Origin of the sequence: Mesorhizobium sp. C399B, from assembly GCF_030323185.1 — a bacterium.
Classification (GTDB): domain Bacteria; phylum Pseudomonadota; class Alphaproteobacteria; order Rhizobiales; family Rhizobiaceae; genus Mesorhizobium.
Window position 1 is genome coordinate 5,440,861 of record NZ_CP100472.1, and the last position, 19,209, is coordinate 5,460,069.

The window sequence follows — 19,209 nt, forward strand, 5'->3', positions numbered from 1 at the left end:
TACCCTCGCCCTTGTGGGGAGGGTCGATCCGCGCAGCGGCTCGGGTTGGGGGTGCTCGTAAAGCGCTTTCCCCGCGCCGCCCCCCACCCCGCTCACTTCGTTCGCGACCCTCCCCACAAGGGGGAGGGTGGAGGATGCGCCGATGACCCAACTCGGCGCAACGGTCACTCCCGAAGGCATCGGTTTTGCCGGCTGGTCGTCCTCGGCGCGGCGGCTCTGGGTGTCGATCTTCGACGACACTGGCGCCCACGAAATCGACCGGCTCGAACTCCAGCCGGAAAGCGAGGGCATCCATGCGCTGTTCGTCGCCGGCCTTGCCGCGGGTGCGCGCTACGGCTTTCGCGCCGACGGCGAATATGCGCCGGAGCGCGGGCTGTGGTTCGATCCCGACAAGCTGCTCACCGATCCCTACGCCGTCGAGATCGACCGGCCCTACCAGCATCATTGGCGGCTTGCCGCCCGGCGCAACGAAGGCGCCGACACCGCGCCACTGATGCCGAAGACCATCGCGCGGGCTCAACCGAAGCCGCTACCGGCCAAGCCGCCTTTGTTCCAGCCAGGCGGCCTGATCTACGAACTCAACGTCCGCTCCTTCACCAGGCTGCATCCGGACTTACCGGAAGCGCAGCGCGGCACCATTGCAGCCCTTGCCCATCCGGCTATCGTCGAACATCTCAAGAAGATCGGCGTCTCCGCCGTTGAGCTAATGCCCGTGACGGCATGGGTCGATGAGCGCCATTTGCCGCCGCTGGGCCTCAGCAATGCCTGGGGCTACAACCCGGTCACCTTCATGGCGCTCGACCCGCGCCTGGCGCCCGGCGGCCTCGCCGAGTTGCGCGATACTGTGGGGGTGCTGCGCAGGGTTGGCATTGGCACCATCCTCGATCTCGTCTTCAATCATACCGGCGAAAGTGACCGGCTCGGGCCGACGCTGTCGCTGCGCGGCCTCGACAATCAAGCCTACTACCGCAGTGAGCCGGACGGCAGGTTGGCCAACGATACCGGCACCGGCAATACCATTGCCTGCGATCATCCGGTCGTTCGCGACATGGTACTCGACACGCTACGCCATTTCGTCCGCCATGCCGGCGTCGACGGTTTCCGCTTCGACCTGACGCCGGTCCTCGGCCGCGTCGCTGGCGTATTCGATCCGGCGGCCCCGTTGCTCGAGACCATCGCTGGCGATCCTCTGCTTGCCGATAGGGTGCTGATCGCCGAGCCGTGGGACATCGGCCCGAATGGCTATCAGCTCGGCAATTTCCGGCCGCCTTACCTCGAATGGAACGACCGCTACCGCGACGACGTCAGGCGCTTCTGGCGCGGCGATGCCGGCGCGGTCGGTGCGCTGGCGACAAGGCTCGCCGGCTCCTCCGATGTGTTCGGCAGGGAGGGCCAATCCGCCAGCCGCACGGTCAACTTCATCGCCGCACACGATGGCATGACGCTGGCCGATATCGTCGCCTATGAAGCCAAGCACAACCAGGCCAATGGCGAGAAGAACCGCGACGGCCACAATGAGAACCTGTCCTGGAACAACGGCGTCGAGGGCGAAACCTCGGACAAGGCGATTGCCGAGGCCCGTTCCCATGATCGCTTCGCGCTGCTCGCCACTCTGTTTGCCTCGCGCGGCACCATCATGCTGACGGCGGGCGATGAATTCGGCCGCACGCAAGGGGGCAACAACAACGCCTATGCGCAGGACAACGCCATCACCTGGCTCGACTGGGCCGGGCGCGACGTCGGGCTGGAAGCCCATGTGTCGGCGCTCGCAGCTCTGCGCGGCGCGGTGCCGGCGCTTTCCGATACGCGCTTCCTGACCGGAGAGCCGCCGGACGGTTCTGATGTGCCCGACGTCGCGTGGCTGACCGAGACCGGCGCGCCGCTCGGCGAAGCCGACTGGAACGATGGCTCGCGCCATCGCCTCGTCATGCTGCTCGGCGATGGCGGGGAAGGCCGCCTGGCTGTGATCGTCAATGGCGATCGCCGCCAATGCGTCTTCACGCTGCCCGCGCGGCAAGGGTTTGAATGGCAGCCGGCTGTTGAAGCGCAAGCGGTCGACCTCGCGTGGCCGCTGCCCGGCCGCAGTGTCAGTTTCATGATCGAGCGCCGGACCGCAAAGGCCCGCGCCAGGAAGGGTCCGTGATGGCCGACGACAATGCCCAGCCGGGACCCGAACAGAGCGCCGACTGGTGGCGCGGCTGCGTCATCTACCAGATCTATCCTCGCTCCTTCCAGGACACCACCGGCGACGGCAGCGGCGACCTCTCAGGCATCACCTCACGGCTGGCGCACGTCGCCTCGCTCGGCGTCGACGCCGTCTGGCTGTCGCCCTTCTTCAAATCGCCAATGGCCGATATGGGCTACGACGTCTCCGACTATCAGGCGGTCGATCCGATGTTCGGCACGCTCGACGACTTTGACGCGCTGGTTGCCGAGGCGCACAGGCTCGGCCTGAAGGTGATCATCGATCAGGTGTTGTCGCACTCCTCCGACAAGCACGAATGGTTTGTAGAGAGCCGTGCCAGCAAGGATAATCCCAAGGCTGACTGGTATGTCTGGGCCGACACCAGGCCGGACGGCAACGCGCCCAACAACTGGCTGTCGGTCTTCGGCGGCCCGGCCTGGGAGTGGGACGCGACCCGCCGGCAATACTACATGCACAATTTCCTCGCCTCGCAGCCGGACCTCAACTTCCACAATCCTGAGGTTCAAGACGCGTTGTTGCAGACGGTGCGGTTCTGGCTCGAGCGCGGCGTCGACGGCTTCCGCCTGGATACGGTCAACTACTATGTCCACGACCGCTGGCTGCGCAGCAATCCGCCGCTGGCGTCGAGCGTCGCCGGCACCAATGGCGAAACCAACACCTATCTCTTCCAGGAGCATCTGTTCGACAAGACGCAACCGGAAAACCTCGGTTTCCTCAGGCGCTTCCGCGCTTTGCTCGACGAATATGACGGCCGCGCCAGTGTCGGCGAGGTCGGCGACGAAGGCCGTTCGCTGCAGACGCTGGCCGCCTACACATCCGGCGGCGACAAGCTCAACATGTGCTACACCTTCGACCTGCTCGGTCAGCAATTCTCAGCCGCCCATGTGCGCGGCTGCGTCGAGGCCTTCGAGGCAGCTGTCGCCGACGGCTGGGTCTGCTGGGCGTTCTCCAACCACGATGTCGTGCGCCATGTCAGCCGCTGGACGCGGCCGGGCGGCGATCCAGATGCGGTGGCGACATTCGCTATCGCTTTGCTCTCCTGCCTGCGGGGCTCGATCTGTCTCTACCAAGGCGAAGAGCTTGGGCTGGAGGAGGCGGAACTGACCTTCGAGGATCTGCGCGATCCCGTCGGCATCCGTTTCTGGCCGGGGGTAAAGGGCAGGGACGGCTGCCGCACACCGATGGTCTGGGAAGCGGGCGCGGACAATGCCGGTTTTTCCTCGGGAAAACCCTGGCTGCCGGTGCCGGAAAGCCACCGCGCTCGGGCGGTCGATATCCAGAACGCCGACGACAAGTCCGTGCTCGCTGGCTACCGGACGATGCTCGCCTTGCGCAAGGCGCACCTGGCGCTGGTCAAGGGCCCGATCCGCTTTCTCGATACCGAGGGCGATGTTCTTGCCTTCATCCGGCAGGGCGAGGACGAGACATTGCTCTGCGTCTTCAATTTCGCCGACAACCCGGCCGACTGGCGACTGCCGCCGGATCTCCAGCCTGTCGAGGCGATCGCTCTGGGTGGCGGTGCCGTCCTGCAGGAGGAGGGGCTGTCGCTGCCGGCCCTGGGCTGGTTTGTCGGCAAGATAGGCTGATCTTTCAGGGACGCCGTCCGGCTTCAAAAAAGATCGTGTCCGCATGCAACCGTGCCGAGTGATCCGCGCAACGTCACCGGCGCCACGTTTTCCATTTTCGGGCTTCTTAGGTACTTTCGTTGAGCTTGGCCACGAACTGCATTCCTGGAATGTTTCCAGATGGTTGCGCTAATGACAACTGCTGAGGGCAAAACCCAAAATTACAGGACAACCACAAGCTGCACCCAATTCGACCTTGTAATATAGATTAGCTATGGCTGGTTTAAGGTGAGGATGCTCACTTAGCGTCAAGCAAGACTCGGTTGAAATAATATTTCCGTCTGTCTAGTCTCCTGCCACCAGCTGCCGGAACGGGAACCGGCGGCGCGCTCGAAGGGGCCAGAAATCGGTTCCGGGGCGTCAACACTCGTAAGGCGCAGCCGATGGGCAGCGCCACAGGGAGAGACTTCATGCTGAAAAATATGCTGAAGGCGACGCTTGTCGCCGCGACCATGACCTTTGCCGCAGGCACGTTCCTGACGCCGGCCCTTGCCGAGACCGTCTATAACAGAGGCAGCGCCGCCGAAGCGGAGACGGTCGATCCGCACAAGACCTCGACCGTCTACGAAGCCGATATCATACGCGACCTGTTCCAGGGACTGGTCATGCACGATCAGAAGACGAACCTCATCCCGGGCGCTGCCGAAAGCTGGACGGTATCTGATGACGGCACCGTCTACACCTTCAAGCTGCGCAAGGACGGCTTGTGGTCGGATGGCAGCCCGGTGACGGCGGACGACTTCGTCTATTCCTTCCGTAGGCTGGAGGATCCGGCGACCGCCGCCGAATACGCTTCCATGCTCTATCCCGTGAAGAACGCCGAGGAAGTCAACACCAAGAAAGGCAAGCCCGAGGACATGGGCGTCAAGGCGATCGACGCCAACACCCTGGAAGTGACGCTGAAGGCGCCGACGCCATACTTCCTGGAGATGCTGACCCACCAGGCTACCTACCCGGTCAACAAGGCCTCGATCGACAAGCTCGGCGCCGACTGGATCAAGGCGGGCAATCTCGTTTCGAACGGCGCCTATACATTGGCCGAGTGGATTCCCAACGACCACATGAAGCTGGTCAAGAATCCGAAATTCTGGGATGCCGCGACCGTCAAGATGGACGTCGTCAACTACATCCCGACCGAAGACCGCTCTTCGGCGATGAAGCGCTTCGAGGCAGGCGAACTCGACAGCTACGGCGACCTGCCGACCGAACAGCTCGCTGACCTCAAGACCAAGTTCGGCGATCAGGTCCGCGTCGGACCGTATCTCGGCACCTATTATTACGCGATCAAGACCGACAAGGCGCCCTGGGATAATGTCGAGCTGCGCAACGCCATCTCGATGGCTATCGACCGCGACTTCCTGGCCGAAAAGGTCTGGCAGAATTCCATGCTGCCTGGCTATTCGATGGTGCCTCCGGGCATCGCCGGCTACACGCCGGCAATGGCCAAATACGCCGACATGCCGCAGATCGACCGCGAGGACGCCGCCAAGAAGATCCTTGAGAAACTCGGCTATACGCCCGAGCATCCGCTGAAGATGGAGATCCGCTACAACACCTCGGAAAACCACAAGAACACCGCGGTTGCCATCCAGGAACAGTTGAAGCCGCTTGGCGTCGAGATCACGCTGCTCAACACCGATACCAAGACCCACTATTCCTTCCTCGAGCAGAAGGGCAACTACGACGTGGCGCGTGCCGCCTGGATCGCCGACTACAAGGATCCCGAGACCTTCCTCGGCATCACCCGCAAGGCCAGCGGCAACAACTATTCGAACTACGTCAGCCCGGCATATGAGGCGGCCATGGACAAGGCCGCGGCTGCCGGCGGCAAGCCGGAAGAGCGCATGAAGGACCTCACTGAGGCCGAGCGCATCCTTGTCGATGACGTCGGCAACATTCCGCTTCTCTACTACAGCTTCCACGATATCGTTTCCTCGAAGCTGCATGGCTTCGATGACAATGTGATGGACATCCATCCGTCCCGCTTCGTCTCCAAGGACTGATAATCATCCTTGACTGGACCGCCGCGCCCCATTTGGGCGCGGCGGACTGGTCGGTCATCGCACCGGTCCGAAAGTCGTGGTCGATTTTCGGCAAGCCCGGTGCGAAGATTTGGCGCCGGAGCGTGGCAATTCGTCCGCATGGACGTATGTCGCTCTGGCCGAAGCGGGGCGCCGATGCTGCGATACATCTTACGGCGGCTTTTGACCGCCATTCCGACGCTGTTCGTCATCGTGACAATGGCGTTCTTCCTGATACGCGTCGCACCGGGCGGCCCTTTCAATCAGGAGCGGGGCCTCAGTCCCGAGATCAGGGCCAATCTGGAAGCACAGTTCGGCCTCGACGATCCGCTCTGGCTGCAATATGCCCACTATCTCGGCAATCTCCTGCGCGGCAATTTCGGGCCGAGCTACAATCTGCCTGACTTCACCGTCACCGAACTGTTTGCCAAGGGGCTGCCGATATCGGTCCAGCTCGGCACCTCCGCGCTGATCCTGGCGCTGCTGCTTGGTTCGGTGCTCGGCACCATCGCCGCGCTCAACCAGAACAAGCTTGGCGACTATACGGTGATTGCGCTGGCGACCGCCGGCAGCACTATCCCCACCTTCGTCATCGCTCCTGTGATTCAGCTGGTGTTCGGATTGACCTGGAAGCTGTTGCCGATCGGCGGCTGGGGTGATGGCGCATTGATCAACAAGATCGGCCCGGTGCTGACGCTGGCCTTGCCGCAGATCGCCATCGTTGCCCGCCTGATGCGCGGGTCGATGATCGAGAGCTTGCGTTCGCATCATATCCGAACGGCGCGTGCGCTCGGCCTCTCCGACTGGTCGGTGGTGGTCAAGCACGCGCTGCGCGGCGCCATCCTGCCGATCGTTTCCTTCACCGGTCCGGCAGCCGCGGCGCTGCTCACCGGTTCGGTCATCGTCGAGACCATCTTCTCCATTCCCGGTGTCGGCCGCTATTTCGTCGATGCCGCGCTCAACCGCGACTACACGCTGGTGATGGGGACCGTGGTGGTGATCGCGCTCTTCACCATCGTCTTCAACCTGATCGTCGACGTCATGTACGCGGTCGTCGACCCCAGGGTACGCTATGACTGAGGGTGCGCTATGACTGACATCACAGCCGCCGCCGCTCCGCCGGCCGTCGTCGGCCGCTCGCTCTGGGGCGACGCATGGGCGCGCCTCAAAGCCAACCGCGCCGCCATGTTCAGCCTCTATTACCTGGCCTTCATTGGCGTCATCAGCATCTTCGGCCCCTGGTTCGTGCCGCATCAGTACACCACCATCTATGCCGACTATGTGCGCACGCCGCCAAGCTTTTCAGCCTATCCGAAGCCCGACATGATCGAGACGGCGCTCAAGGATGCCATCAAGCGCATGCGCGTCGACATCAAGGAGTGGAAACTGGACGGCAGTCGCGTCACCGTCACCGTCACCTCGACCAAACCGATCGACGACCGCAACATCCGCTATCTTGACCGCTCCGATGCCTTCGACGATACCAAGATAGAGAGCAAATCGGCCGACGGGCTCGAATTGACTATGACTGCGTCGGTCAAACAGCAGTACTTCCTGTTCGGCACCGACAACACCGGTCGCGATCTTCTCTCGCGAACGCTGATGGCAGGGCGCATCTCGCTGGCCATCGGCCTGCTTGCCGGCATTGTCGCCGTGGTCATCGGCGTCCTCTACGGGGCGGCGGCCGGCTTTTCCGGCGGCAAGATCGACGAGGTGATGATGCGCATCGTCGACGTGCTCTATTCTTTGCCCTTCATTTTCTTTGTCATCATGCTGGTGGTGTTCTTCGGCCGCAACTTCGTGCTGATGTTCCTGGCGGTGGGAGCGGTGCTGTGGCTCGACATGGCGCGCATCGTGCGCGGCCAGGCGCTGTCGATCCGGCGGCAGGAGTATGTCCAGGCGGCCGAAGCCATGGGCGTCGGCCAGCGCGGCATCCTGCTGCGCCATGTCATCCCCAATCTGCTCGGACCAGTGGTGATCTACATGACGCTGCTAGTGCCGCAGGTCATCATCCTGGAAAGCTTTCTGTCCTTCCTCGGCCTTGGCGTGCAGGAACCGATGACCAGCTGGGGCGTGCTCATCTCCGTCGGCGCCAAGAACATCGGCACCGCCAACTGGCTGCTTTTGTTCCCCGCCTTCTTCCTCGTGTCGACGCTGTTTGCGCTGAACTTCGTCGGCGACGGCCTGCGCGACGCGCTCGATCCGAGAGACCGATGAAGATGGGACCGATAAAGATGGGGACCGATAAGATGGGGACCGTTGCGATGGAAACGCCCGAAACGATCCTCAGCGTCAAGGACCTTCGCGTCCGCTTCCGCACGCTCGACGGCGCGGTCGAAGCGGTCAAGGGCATCAACATCCACGTCAAGGCAGGGGAAACCGTTGCCGTGGTCGGCGAATCGGGATCCGGCAAGAGCCAGACCATGATGGCGGCGATGAGCCTGCTGGCGTCCAACGGCGAGGCGACGGGTCACGTCGATTATCGCGGCCGCAACCTTTTGACCATGAGCAAGCCCGACCTCAACAAGGTGCGCGGCGCCAAGATCAGCATGATCTTCCAGGAGCCGATGACCTCGCTCGATCCGCTCTATTCGATCGGCAACCAGCTGATCGAACCGATCCGCAAGCACCGCGGCCTGAACGCAGCCGAGGCACGGAACGAGGCGCTCAAGCTGCTGCGGCTTGTGCATATTCCCGATCCCGAGCGGCGGATGAAATCCTATCCGCACGAAATGTCGGGCGGCCAGCGCCAGCGCGTCATGATCGCCATGGCATTGGCCAACGACCCCGACATCCTGATCGCCGACGAGCCGACGACGGCGCTCGACGTCACCATCCAGGCGCAGATCCTGGTGCTGCTCGCCGAATTGCAGCGCAAGCTCGGCATGGCCATCGTCTTTATCACCCACGATCTCGGCATCGTCCGGCGCTTTGCCGACCGCGTCTATGTCATGCGCTATGGCGAGGTGGTCGAGGAAGGCGAGGCGGAAGCACTTTTCGCCAACCCGCAGCATGCCTATACCAAAATGCTGCTGGCGGCCGAACCGACCGGCACCAAGGCGGCGCCGCCGCCCAGCGCTCCGGTGCTGCTGGAGGGCCGCAATGTCGAAGTGACCTTCAAGATCGGCGGCGGCTTCCTTGCCGGCGAACCGCTGCTGCTACGCGCCGTCGATCACATTTCGATCCGGCTGAAGCGCAACCAGACCATCGGTATCGTCGGCGAGTCCGGTTCGGGAAAATCGACGCTCGGCCGCGCACTTCTGCGCCTGTTGCCCAGCGACGGTGTCATCCGCTTCGGCGACCGCGACATCTCCACCGCCGACCGCCATGCGATGCGGCCGCTGCGACGTGAGATGCAACTCGTCTTCCAGGATCCGTTCGGCTCGCTGTCGCCGCGCATGACCGTCGGCCAGATCATCACCGAAGGGCTTCTGGTGCATGAGCCGAACCTGTCAGGCAAGCAACGCGATCAGCGCGCCGTCGAGGCCTTGCTCGAGGTCGGCCTCGACCCCAACGCACGCAACCGCTACCCGCACGAATTCTCCGGCGGCCAGCGCCAGCGCATCGCCATCGCGCGTGCCGTGATCCTGAAGCCCAAACTGGTGGTGCTGGACGAGCCGACTTCGGCGCTCGACCGCTCGGTGCAGAAGCAGATCGTCGAATTGCTGCGCAAGCTGCAGGCCGACCACGAACTGTCCTACCTCTTCATCAGCCACGATCTCTCCGTGGTGCGCGCCATGGCCGACTACATCATCGTCATGAGGCAGGGCAAGATCGTCGAGGAAGGCCCGACGGAAGAGATCTTCAGCAACCCGCAGGCCGCCTACACCCAGACGCTGATGGCTGCGGCGATCGATGTCACGCGCTTCAGGCTGAGTGCTTAAGGCGTGACGTTCAGCAGATAGGTAGGGCCAGTTCGCTTAGCCCGCTGACCTGGGGCATCTGTTGGCCCTTGTCGCGACAATGGCCTCTTGCCGCTGCTTCAGCAGTTCGATTCTGGCCGTCTCACGCTTGGCCACTGCGCTCTTCACGCGCGTGCCGCCGAGCAGCCAGTTCGGCACGCTGGTGTTGGCGACCTTGCCGCGGGTGATGGCGGTTTGCGAGATGTCGCGCGCGGTATCGCCTACGGCGGTGTTGAGCTCGGCGCATGTCATGCTGTCGTATTTCGCCGGGTTCACCGCGCTGCCCAGCGATGAGCAGCCTGCCGCCAGGGACAAAGCGAGCAGCGCTGACAGCCGGCTTGAAATCAACAAATTCATCTTCCGCAAACCTCGTTCCGGCCGCTGTCTCGGCGGCATTCCTATTATCGAGGTAGCGCGGATAGTTGTCGCGTCAAAATGCCATGCCGACACCGGACCGATGCCACGATAATCGTGAAACAATTTTAAGCCGCCTCGTTTTCGCCAAGCGCTTAATTGTTCGAACTATTGCTAGATATTTTTCAGTGGTTTAATCGGCGCGCCATGCTGCAGCATTGACCAAAAATTACGGAACTTTAATTTGCGACAAAAGTTTTGATGCATACATATGTTGCAATCGATATCATCTCGTGGCAAATGCAGTCCGTTAACGGAAAATTAACGGGCCAGCCCGTAAAAAAAGCAGGCGGCCAAAGCCGCCTGAAAGAGTTGTCTTAGAATTACGTTCAAAAGTGATGGATGACAGCCATCACGATTGAAAGAACGAATGGCAGGGCGGGTGCAGCTACCTTCGAAAAGAAGGCGACCTTGGCCTGTCCCTTGGTTTTTTTGTTTTCGAAAATGAGATCGTCCAACGATTCGATCTCTCTTTCGATCCAGTCGTCCACGGCACCTCTTCCTTCACGCTCGTAGATTTTCTGCATCACGTCATACCAGGCGTGCAGCAGTTCGGTTCGCGTGAGCGGATCCGAAATAGCCTGATACAACTTCAGGCGCAGACGGTTTGGAAGTTCAAGCGGAGGAGGATCATCCCCGCGATTTGACTTTCTTAGGCGAGTCTTCAACGTATTCTCCTTCACAAAAATAAGGGGACCTAGGCCGCTGCTAGGTCCCCTTTGGTCAACAAGATACGAGCATTCAAAATGGCCATCTTGAATGCCCGGCGGCCGTATTCGGTAATGCCATACATGCGGGACAGATTCTTGCCTTCCCCCACAACCCCTGTGTTTTTGATCATTCCGCGGCCTACAAGACGATCGATCGTCTTGTAGATCGAGGCGCCATTCATCGGGTCTCCGGTGAATTCGTAAGTCAGCCCCATGACGTCTTTTGGCGTCATGCAGCGACGGAATTTCTTAAGCACGTACAGTTCGCATGCGAGCACTTTCATGTCGTGACGATTAAGAGGCTCTTCGAAATTCGCGTTGGAAAAGCCGAATTCGACCATCGCGTCGTCTTCCACGCTTTCCCTATCAAGCATCTGCTTGATCTGGCCGAGCGAATTTTCCAGAGCCTCCAGGCATTCATAGTTTACTTTCAGGTAAGCACCCCCCGAAGCGGCCTGATCGGCGGTGGCCGGTGGGTCACCGGATTCCGTTCTGTGGTAAAGGTCCATCCGTTGTCTCCTAGTTCCTTGTGGTAGCGCGCTTTCCCCAGCGCATTATTAATGTGCACTATGTCAGTCTGTTATGCAAGTTTATTCCACGCGAGTGGAATTGTCGGCGAGAACCTTAGCTTTCCGCTCGCCGACATGCGCCAGCGACTTCGATAGTGCCAACGTGCGGGCGCTCTTAGGGTCGCCTGGCAACCAGACCAAGCCGCAATTCAGCATTACAATGAAAGTGAATGATTTCCGGCGCGTCGATTTTCGCGATTCGTATGTGCGTGCCGTCTACGACGATCGTATCGCCGTCTAGGCACCTCACCTCGGCAGCGCCGCCTGGAGAGGCGAGAAGGGCAAATAGAGTTTCCGGGCGCTCGCCTCGCGGCCCGATAAACGTGAACTGTAACTTATTGAACATGTCTGTTTTTTCTGGTCGGAGTGGCAGGATTTGAACCTGCGACCCCCTCGTCCCGAACGAGGTGCGCTACCAGGCTGCGCTACACTCCGTGACCAGACCGCGGGCTTATAGCCGCCGCATACCGTTCCTGCAAGCGGCAATGGCAGCGCTTCTGTCGCATTTCGTTGGCTTTCGTTGGGCATTGCCGCAAAGCTTAGCTTTCCCTCCCGGATAAACCCGGCTTAAAGCCTTGTGTGCTAAGTCCCAGCCTCGATAGATCGTGTATTCGTCATCTGGAGCTTTGCTGCCTTGCCCCTGAAAATCGTAGGCGACGCCCGGCCCAACAGCTTCGAATTCGAAACCGAAGCGCTGATCAAGGCGTCCGGCTTTCGCGAATACGACGCGCGCTGGTGGTTTGGCCATGCCGGCTCCACCCAACCGCCGGAGCTGAACCTGATCGGCGTCCAGGCGCTGGGCATGGGCCTGGGCACCTTGATCCGCCGTCTTGGCGCCGGGCCCGACATCGTCACCGGGCATGATTTCCGTTCCTATTCGCTTGCCATCAAGCTGGCGCTGGTTTCCGGCCTGATGGCTGCGGGCGCAAAGGTGAAAGACATTGGCCTGGCGCTGTCGCCCATGGCCTATTTCGCCCAGTTCGCGCTCGACGCGCCTTCCGTCGCCATGGTCACGGCATCGCACAACGAGAATGGCTGGACCGGAGTCAAGATGGGTGCGGCGAGGCCGCTCACCTTCGGACCGGAGGAGATGAGCGCCCTGAAACAGATCGTGCTGTCGGGCGATTTCGATCTCGCCGGCGGCGGTTGCTACGAATTCGTCTCCGGTTTTCGCGAGACCTATCTCGACGACCTGACCCAGGACAAGCGCATCGCGCGCAAGATCAGGGTTGTGGCCGCTTGCGGCAACGGCACTGCCGGCGCCTTCGCGCCACAGGCGCTGGAGCGCATCGGTTGCGAGGTGATCCCGCTCGATGTCGAGCTCGACCACAGTTTTCCGCGCTATAACCCGAACCCGGAAGACATGCAGATGCTGCATGCCATCAGGGACAAAGTGCTGGAAACAGGTGCCCATGTCGGCCTGGGTTTCGATGGCGACGGCGACCGTTGCGGCGTGGTCGACAATGAGGGCAACGAGATTTTTGCCGACAAGGTCGGCGTCATGCTCGCGCGGGACATATCAACCCAATATCCCGGCTCGACCTTCGTCGTCGACGTCAAGTCGACCGGCCTGTTCAACACCGACAGCGTGCTCCAAGCCAATGGCGCCGTCACCGATTATTGGAAGACCGGTCATTCCTACATAAAGCGCCGCGTCGCCGAGCTTGGCGCCGTCGCCGGCTTCGAGAAGTCGGGCCATTTCTTCTTCAATTCCCCGATCGGCCGCGGCTATGATGACGGTCTCATCACGGCAATAGCCATATGTGAGATGCTCGTCCGCAACCCCACAAGTTCGATGGCCGATCTCTATCGCGCGCTGCCGCTGACCTTCGGCACGCCGACCATGTCGCCGCATTGCGCCGATGACGTGAAATACGGCGTGGTCGATCATGTGGTGGCGGACTTCCAGGCGATGCAGCGCGCCGGCAAGGCTTTTGCCGGCCAGAAGATCGCTGACCTGATCACCGTCAACGGCGTGCGCATCGTGGCCGAAGATGGCACCTGGGGCTTGGTACGGGCGTCGTCGAACAAGCCGGAGCTTGTCGTGGTTGTCGAAAGCCCGGTATCGTCCGACCGCCGCCGGCAGATGTTCGAGGCCGTCGACGCCGTGCTGCGCCGCAGCCCCGAAGTCGGCGCTTACAACCAGACGTTCTGATTGGACCTTTCATGAGCGAGCGCATCGTCAGTTTTGTCATGAGCGGCGGTGTCGGCTCGCGCCTGTGGCCGCTGTCGCGCCAGGACAACCCGAAACAGTTCCACGATCTCTCCGGCGACGGCTCGATGCTGGCCAAGACCTTGCGCCGGCTGACGGCGCGGCCGGAAGGTGAGACGCCGATCTTCCTGATCGCCGCCGAGCGCCATGCCGAGCGTGTCCATGCCGACCTTGCCGGCCTCGACCTCGCCGGCGGTGGCCCGCTGTTCGAGCCGACCGGGCGCAACACGGCTGCCGCCGTGGCGCTGGCCGCGTTGCGCACATTGTCGGAGTTCGGCGACAGCCTGGTGCTGGTGGTGCCGTCAGACCATGAAATCGCCACGCCCAAGCAGTTCTGGCAGAGCGTCGAGGCTGGCAGCCTGGCAGCCCTTTCCGGCCGTCTGGTGGTGTTCGGCATCAAGCCGACGCAGCCCGAGACCGGCTATGGGTATATCGAAGTCGCAGCCGAAAGCGGCGGCGTCTTCGACGTGTCGCGCTTCGTCGAAAAGCCCGACCTCGCCACCGCGCAGAGCTATCTCAGTGCGGGCACCTTCTACTGGAACACCGGCATTTTCCTGTTTCGCGCCAGCGCCATGCGCGATGCATTTGCGGCCTTCCAGCCCGACATCTGGCAGGCCACCCAAGCGGCCTACAAGGCAGCGACTTCGGATCTGTCCGGCCTCTATATGCCGCTCGACCTCTACGCCGCCATCCCGTCGAACTCGATCGACTACGCCATCATGGAGCGGGCCAAGGACATCGTCATGGTACCGGCCGGCTTTCGCTGGAACGACCTCGGCTCCTGGCAGTCGCTGCTCGATGTCGGCCCTGCTGATGCCAATGGCAATGTCGTCGTCGGCGATGTTGTCGCCATCGATTGCGAGAACTCCTACATCAGAAGCGACGGCCGGCTTTTGTCGGCTATCGGCATGAAGGACGTCGCCATCGTCTCGACGGCGGACGCCACCTTCGTCGCACCGGTCAGCCACAGCCAGCACGTCAAGAAGATCGTCGAGCAGCTGGAGAAATCGGGACGGCTGGAAACCAGGTTTACGCCGGCACACGACCGCGTCATCGAGAGCGGCGCCTGGCGTCGGCGCGTGCATCACTGGCTGTTCGAGGAGACCTTGCCGCTGTGGTCAACTTCAGGCGTCGATGAGCGTCATGGCGGCTTCCACGAGGCGCTGGGTTTCGATGGCAATCCGCTGTTGAAGCCCAAGCGTATGCGCACGACGGCCAGACAGGTCTATGCCTTTGCGGTCGCCAGGGCACGCGGCTGGGACGGTCCGGCGGACCGGTTGATTAGCCACGGCATCGCCTTCATGGCCGGCAAGGGCCGCACCGAGAGAGGCGGCTGGGTGCGCACGCTCAATGTCGACGGCTCCGTCGCCGACCCAACCGAGGATGCCTACGACCATTCCTGCGTGCTGCTGGCGCTGGCGCATGCGCATATGTGCGGCAATCCGGATGCGCTGCGGCTGGGCCAGGAGACCTTCGTGTTCCTCGACGCGCATCTCGAGGACAGCCGCATGACCGGCTTCCTCGAGACGTCGGACGGCGAGGGCGAGCGGCGCTCCAACCCGCATATGCATCTGCTCGAGGCCTTCCTCGCCTGGTATAAGGCGACCGGCGACCGCACCTATCTGCGCCGCGCCGCGCGCATCATCGACCTTTTCCGCAGTCATTTCTTCGATGCCGAGAGCTGGACGCTGGGCGAATATTTCGACGCCGGGTGGAAGCCGGCCGCCGGCGAGAAGGGCACATGGACCGAGCCCGGCCATCATTTCGAATGGGCCTCGCTGCTCACCGATTTCGTCGCCCGCAGCGGCCAGGGCGAGTTGAGCAATTTTGCCCGCAAGCTCTACGCCTCGGCCATCGCCAACGGCCTCAACCGCGCCACCGGCCTTGCCTACGGCGCGGTCTCCAGACAGGGCCTGCCGCTCGACCTTGTGTCGCGGAGCTGGCCACAGGCCGAAGCGATCAAGGCGGCGATTGCGCTGGATGGCTCGGGTGGTCCCGACCTCAAGCCCGAAATCGAGGCGCGCGTCGGCCGGCTATTCCGCTGGCACATCGACCCGGCGCCGCTCGGCCTGTGGATCGACCGCATCGACGAACGCGGCCGCTCCTTGGCATCGGACGTGCCGGCCAGCATCTTCTATCATCTGGTCTGCGCGCTGACGCAGTATCTTGATGGGACAGCGCAGAAGGGGTGAAGCGTTGGAGCTGCCAATCTCCCCCCTTGCGGGGGAGATGCCTGGCAAGGCAGAGGGGGGTGCTGTCCCGCCGACGTCTCAGCTACTCGAAGATCAGACCAAAGGTTGGCGATCCGTCACACCCCCCTCTGGCCTGCCGGCCATCTCCCCCGCAAGGGGGGAGATCAGCTGTCACTTCGCTTTCAACCCTCAATACGGGCTCGCTACATCCCCGGTCTCGACATACACCGCCTTCAGCTGCGAATAGAGCGCTAAAGCCGCCAGCGAGTTCTCGCGCCCGATGCCGGATTGCTTCACCCCGCCAAACGGAATTTCCACCGGCGTCAGATTGTAGGCGTTTATCCAGCAGGTGCCGGCCTGCAGTTCGGCGATCACCCTATGGGCGCGCTGCAGGTCGCGGGTGAAGACGCCGGCGGCGAGGCCGAATTCGGTGTCGTTGGCGCGGTCGATCACCTCGTCCTCGCCGTCGAACTTCAGCACGCTCATCACCGGCCCGAAAATCTCCTCGCGCGCAATGCGCATCGTATCGGTGACACCGGTGAACACCGTCGGCTCGACAAAGAAGCCGCCATCGAACCCTTGCAGCGACGGCACGTTGCCACCGCAGGCGAGCGTTGCTCCATCCTGCCTGCCGGCCGCGATGTAGGAAACGACCTTCTCCTGCTGCGCCTTGTTGACCAGCGGCCCCATCTGCGTCTCAGGATCGAGCGGATCGCCGATGCGGATCTTTTTCGTCCGCTCGACCAGCCGGTCGACGAAGCGGTCATGGATGCCGCTTTGTACGAAAACACGCGTGCCGTTGGAGCAGATCTGCCCGGTCGAATAGAAATTGCCGAGCATGGCGCCGCCGATGGCGTTTTCGAGATCGGCATCGTCGAACACGATCAGCGGCGACTTGCCGCCGAGTTCCATCGTCGCATGCTTCATCTTCGAACCGGCGAGCGACAGCACCTTGCGGCCGGTCGGCACCGAGCCGGTCACCGAAACCTTGGCAACGACATCGTGGCCGACGAGGCCGGCGCCGACATCGCCATAGCCTTGCACGACGTTGAACAGCCCGTCGGGCAGGCCCGCCTCTGAGTAGATCTCGGCCAGCGCCAGCGCCGACAGCGGCGTGTTTTCCGAAGGCTTGAATACCATGGCGTTGCCCATGGCGAGCGCGGGGGCGGATTTCCAGCCGGCGATCTGGATCGGATAGTTCCAGGCGCCGATGCCGACGCACACACCGAGCGCCTCGCGGCGCGTATAGGCAAAAGGTCCACCAAGATCGATCGCATCGCCGTTGAAGGCGGCAACCGCGCCGCCGAAATATTCGAGGCAGTCGGCGGCCGATAGTGCATCCGCCACCAGCGTCTCCTGGATCGCTTTGCCGGTGTCGAGCGTCTCGATCCGCGCCAGATCGGCGTTGCGCGCGCGCAAAATGTCGGCGGCGCGGCGCAGGATGCGGCCACGCTCGACCGGCTTCATCCGCGCCCAGGCCGGTTGTGCGGCCCGCGCGGCTTCGATGGCGAGCTCCAGCACGTTCGGAGTCGCCGAATGCAAGGTGGCGATGACCTCACCGGTCGCCGGATAGATCACCGGCAGCGGCGCGCCGCCTTCGTCCTCGATGTAGCGGCCGTTGACATAGTGCGATGCCGTTGGCTGGGCGCGCATGCTGTTCTCCAGATGTATTCGCTATTGCGGAGCAGTCCGCCGGACAATGCCCTATCGATCCGCCACCTGCCAGCGCGGATTGATCCAGGGTTCCTGGTTGGACGGCGCCAGTGGCGTGCGGCCGAGAATGTGGTCGGAGGCCTTCTCGCCGGTCATGATCGACGGCGCGTTGAGGTTGCCGTTGGTCACCCGCGGGAAGATCGAGGAGTCGGCGACGCGCAGGCCGTCGACGCCGATGACCCGGCACTCCGGATCGACCACGCTCATGATGTCGTCGGCGCGGCCCATCTTGCAAGTGCCGCACGGGTGGTAGGCACTCTCGGCATGATCGCGGATGAAGGCGTCGAGATCCTCGTCCGACTGGACGTGCGAACCCGGCGAGATTTCCTTGCCGCGAAAGCCGTCAAAAGCCTTCTGGCCGAAGATCTCGCGGGTCAGCCGGATGCAGTGGCGGAACTCGGTCCAGTCGTCTGGATGCGACATGTAGTTGAAGCGGATGACCGGCGTCGCTTTCGGGTCGGGCGAGCGCAGCGTCACCGAACCGCGCGACTTCGACCGCATCGGCCCGACATGCGCCTGGAAGCCATGCGCCTTCGCCGCCGCCTTGCCGTCATAGCGCACCGCCGCCGGGATGAAGTGGTACTGGATATCGGGGTAGTCGACACCGGCCTGCGAGCGTACGAAGGCCGCGGCCTCGAAATGGTTGGTGGCGCCGAGGCCGGTCTTGAAGAACAGCCACTGCGCCCCGATCAGCGTCTTGGAGAATGGGTTGAGAACCGAATTCAGCGTGATCGGCTGGGTCGATTCCTGCTGGATGTAGAGCTCCATATGATCCTGCAGATTGCGGCCGACACCGGGCCGGTCGGCCACGACCTGGATGCCGTTCTCCGTGAGATGCGCGGCCGGGCCGATACCGGATAGCATCAGGATCTTGGGCGAATTGATCGACGATGCGGCGATGATCACCTCACGTCGTGCCTTAACGACCTGAATCTGTTTGTGAGCTTCGATCTCGACTCCGACGGCACGCTGATTCTCGATGATCACCCGGCGGGCGAAGCCTCTGATCACGCTGACATTTTGCCGCTTGAGCGCCGGCTTCAGATAGGCCGACGCAGCCGACCAGCGGCGGCCGCCGCGAATGGTTTGCTCCATCGGTCCGAAGCCTTCCTGCTTCCAGCCATTGTAGTCGTCGGTCAGTTCGAACCCGGCTTGGCGGCCGGCCTCGACAAAGGCGCCGTAGAGCGGATTCTTGCGCGGGCCACGCTGGACGTGCAGCGGGCCGCCGTGGCCGCGCCAGCCGTCCTCGCCGCCGTCACTGTCCTCCATGCGCTTGAAATAGGGCAGCACGTCGGCGAAGCCCCAGCCGGCCGCCCCCTGTTCGGCCCAGTGGTCGAAGTCGCGTGCGTGGCCCCTGACATAGACCATGCCGTTGATCGAGGACGAGCCGCCGATCACCTTGCCGCGTGGCGTCGCCAGCACGCGGCCGCCGAGATGCGGCTCCGGTTCGCTGGCAAAGCCCCAGTCGTAAAGGCTCATGTTGAGCGGGATCGACAGCGCCGACGGCATCTGGATCAGCGGCCCGATATCGGTACCGCCGAACTCGATGACGATCACCGAATGCTTGCCGTCTTCCGACAGTCGGTAGGCCATGGCCGAGCCGGCCGAGCCGGAGCCGATGATGACGAAGTCTGCTTCAAGCATG

At 62.6% G+C, this 19,209-nt stretch carries 13 protein-coding genes and 1 tRNA gene; 8 read left to right on the forward strand and 6 right to left on the reverse strand.

Going from position 1 to position 19,209, the window contains the following annotated elements:
- Positions 1-142 precede the first annotated feature (142 nt).
- The 6 genes from glgX to NLY36_RS25820 all read left to right on the forward strand — a co-directional run bounded on the left by glgX (position 143) and on the right by NLY36_RS25820 (position 9,736).
- Entirely contained in the window at positions 143-2,143 is a 2,001-nt protein-coding gene (glgX, locus tag NLY36_RS25795; RefSeq protein WP_023735555.1) for a glycogen debranching protein GlgX, read from the forward strand.
- Positions 2,143-3,792 carry a beta-galactosidase BglA gene (gene bglA / locus NLY36_RS25800; protein WP_023735554.1) on the forward strand — a complete coding sequence of 550 codons (1,650 nt, stop codon included), beginning with the start codon at positions 2,143-2,145 and terminating at the stop codon, positions 3,790-3,792. Before glgX ends, bglA begins: the two co-directional genes overlap by 1 nt.
- 449 nt (positions 3,793-4,241) lie before the next feature.
- Positions 4,242-5,834, forward strand: coding sequence for a peptide ABC transporter substrate-binding protein (locus tag NLY36_RS25805; RefSeq protein WP_023670734.1), 1,593 nt, complete (start codon positions 4,242-4,244; stop codon positions 5,832-5,834).
- A 174-nt stretch (positions 5,835-6,008) separates the two neighbouring features.
- Positions 6,009-6,932 (forward strand): ABC transporter permease subunit, encoded by a 924-nt coding sequence (locus NLY36_RS25810; RefSeq protein ID WP_023684574.1) that lies wholly within the window; start codon positions 6,009-6,011, stop codon positions 6,930-6,932.
- A 9-nt stretch (positions 6,933-6,941) separates the two neighbouring features.
- Positions 6,942-8,069: an ABC transporter permease gene (locus NLY36_RS25815; RefSeq protein WP_023670736.1), complete on the forward strand. Its 1,128-nt coding sequence runs from the start codon at positions 6,942-6,944 to the stop codon at positions 8,067-8,069.
- 47 nt (positions 8,070-8,116) lie between these two features.
- Entirely contained in the window at positions 8,117-9,736 is a 1,620-nt protein-coding gene (locus NLY36_RS25820; RefSeq protein ID WP_023698152.1) for an ABC transporter ATP-binding protein, read from the forward strand.
- 36 nt (positions 9,737-9,772) lie between these two features.
- Here NLY36_RS25820 and NLY36_RS25825 read toward each other — a convergent pair whose 3' ends face one another.
- The 4 genes from NLY36_RS25825 to NLY36_RS25840 form a co-directional block, all read right to left on the reverse strand.
- The gene (locus NLY36_RS25825; protein ID WP_023684572.1) at positions 9,773-10,111 is read right to left on the reverse strand and encodes a hypothetical protein; all 339 of its coding nucleotides are present in this window, start codon (positions 10,109-10,111) and stop codon (positions 9,773-9,775) included.
- A gap of 386 nt (positions 10,112-10,497) precedes the next feature.
- On the reverse strand, positions 10,498-10,836 hold the full coding sequence (locus tag NLY36_RS25830) for a hypothetical protein (RefSeq protein WP_156933190.1): 339 nt from the start codon (positions 10,834-10,836) through the stop codon (positions 10,498-10,500).
- A 29-nt stretch (positions 10,837-10,865) separates the two neighbouring features.
- Positions 10,866-11,387: a hypothetical protein gene (locus NLY36_RS25835; RefSeq protein ID WP_023735552.1), complete on the reverse strand. Its 522-nt coding sequence runs from the start codon at positions 11,385-11,387 to the stop codon at positions 10,866-10,868.
- 418 nt (positions 11,388-11,805) lie between these two features.
- Positions 11,806-11,882 (reverse strand) — tRNA-Pro (locus tag NLY36_RS25840).
- Between the two features lie 199 nt (positions 11,883-12,081).
- On the opposite strand from NLY36_RS25840, the gene NLY36_RS25845 reads away from it, so the two are divergent.
- Positions 12,082-13,602: a phosphomannomutase/phosphoglucomutase gene (locus tag NLY36_RS25845; protein ID WP_023735551.1), complete on the forward strand. Its 1,521-nt coding sequence runs from the start codon at positions 12,082-12,084 to the stop codon at positions 13,600-13,602.
- Between the two features lie 11 nt (positions 13,603-13,613).
- Positions 13,614-15,851 carry a mannose-1-phosphate guanylyltransferase/mannose-6-phosphate isomerase gene (locus NLY36_RS25850; RefSeq protein WP_023732060.1) on the forward strand — a complete coding sequence of 746 codons (2,238 nt, stop codon included), beginning with the start codon at positions 13,614-13,616 and terminating at the stop codon, positions 15,849-15,851.
- Between the two features lie 189 nt (positions 15,852-16,040).
- Here NLY36_RS25850 and betB read toward each other — a convergent pair whose 3' ends face one another.
- Positions 16,041-17,504, reverse strand: a complete 1,464-nt coding sequence (gene betB / locus NLY36_RS25855) for a betaine-aldehyde dehydrogenase (protein WP_023670741.1) — start codon at positions 17,502-17,504, stop codon at positions 16,041-16,043.
- 51 nt (positions 17,505-17,555) lie between these two features.
- Complete coding sequence (gene betA, locus NLY36_RS25860) at positions 17,556-19,208, reverse strand: choline dehydrogenase (RefSeq protein WP_023735550.1); 1,653 nt, start codon at positions 19,206-19,208, stop codon at positions 17,556-17,558.
- Position 19,209: the final 1 nt, after the last annotated feature.

Bases quoted from the DNA above. Each gene is read 5' to 3' on its own strand.
- NLY36_RS25805 (WP_023670734.1), top strand. From the start codon at position 4,242: ATGCTGAAAAATATGCTGAAGGCGACGCTTGTCGCCGCGACCATGACC.
- NLY36_RS25820 (WP_023698152.1), top strand. From the start codon at position 8,117: ATGGAAACGCCCGAAACGATCCTCAGCGTCAAGGACCTTCGCGTCCGC.
- bglA (WP_023735554.1), top strand. From the start codon at position 2,143: ATGGCCGACGACAATGCCCAGCCGGGACCCGAACAGAGCGCCGACTGG.
- betA (WP_023735550.1), bottom strand. From the start codon at position 19,208: ATGCTTGAAGCAGACTTCGTCATCATCGGCTCCGGCTCGGCCGGCTCG.
- glgX (WP_023735555.1), top strand. From the start codon at position 143: ATGACCCAACTCGGCGCAACGGTCACTCCCGAAGGCATCGGTTTTGCC.
- NLY36_RS25810 (WP_023684574.1), top strand. From the start codon at position 6,009: ATGCTGCGATACATCTTACGGCGGCTTTTGACCGCCATTCCGACGCTG.
- NLY36_RS25835 (WP_023735552.1), bottom strand. From the start codon at position 11,387: ATGGACCTTTACCACAGAACGGAATCCGGTGACCCACCGGCCACCGCC.
- NLY36_RS25850 (WP_023732060.1), top strand. From the start codon at position 13,614: ATGAGCGAGCGCATCGTCAGTTTTGTCATGAGCGGCGGTGTCGGCTCG.
- NLY36_RS25825 (WP_023684572.1), bottom strand. From the start codon at position 10,111: ATGAATTTGTTGATTTCAAGCCGGCTGTCAGCGCTGCTCGCTTTGTCC.
- NLY36_RS25815 (WP_023670736.1), top strand. From the start codon at position 6,942: ATGACTGACATCACAGCCGCCGCCGCTCCGCCGGCCGTCGTCGGCCGC.
- betB (WP_023670741.1), bottom strand. From the start codon at position 17,504: ATGCGCGCCCAGCCAACGGCATCGCACTATGTCAACGGCCGCTACATC.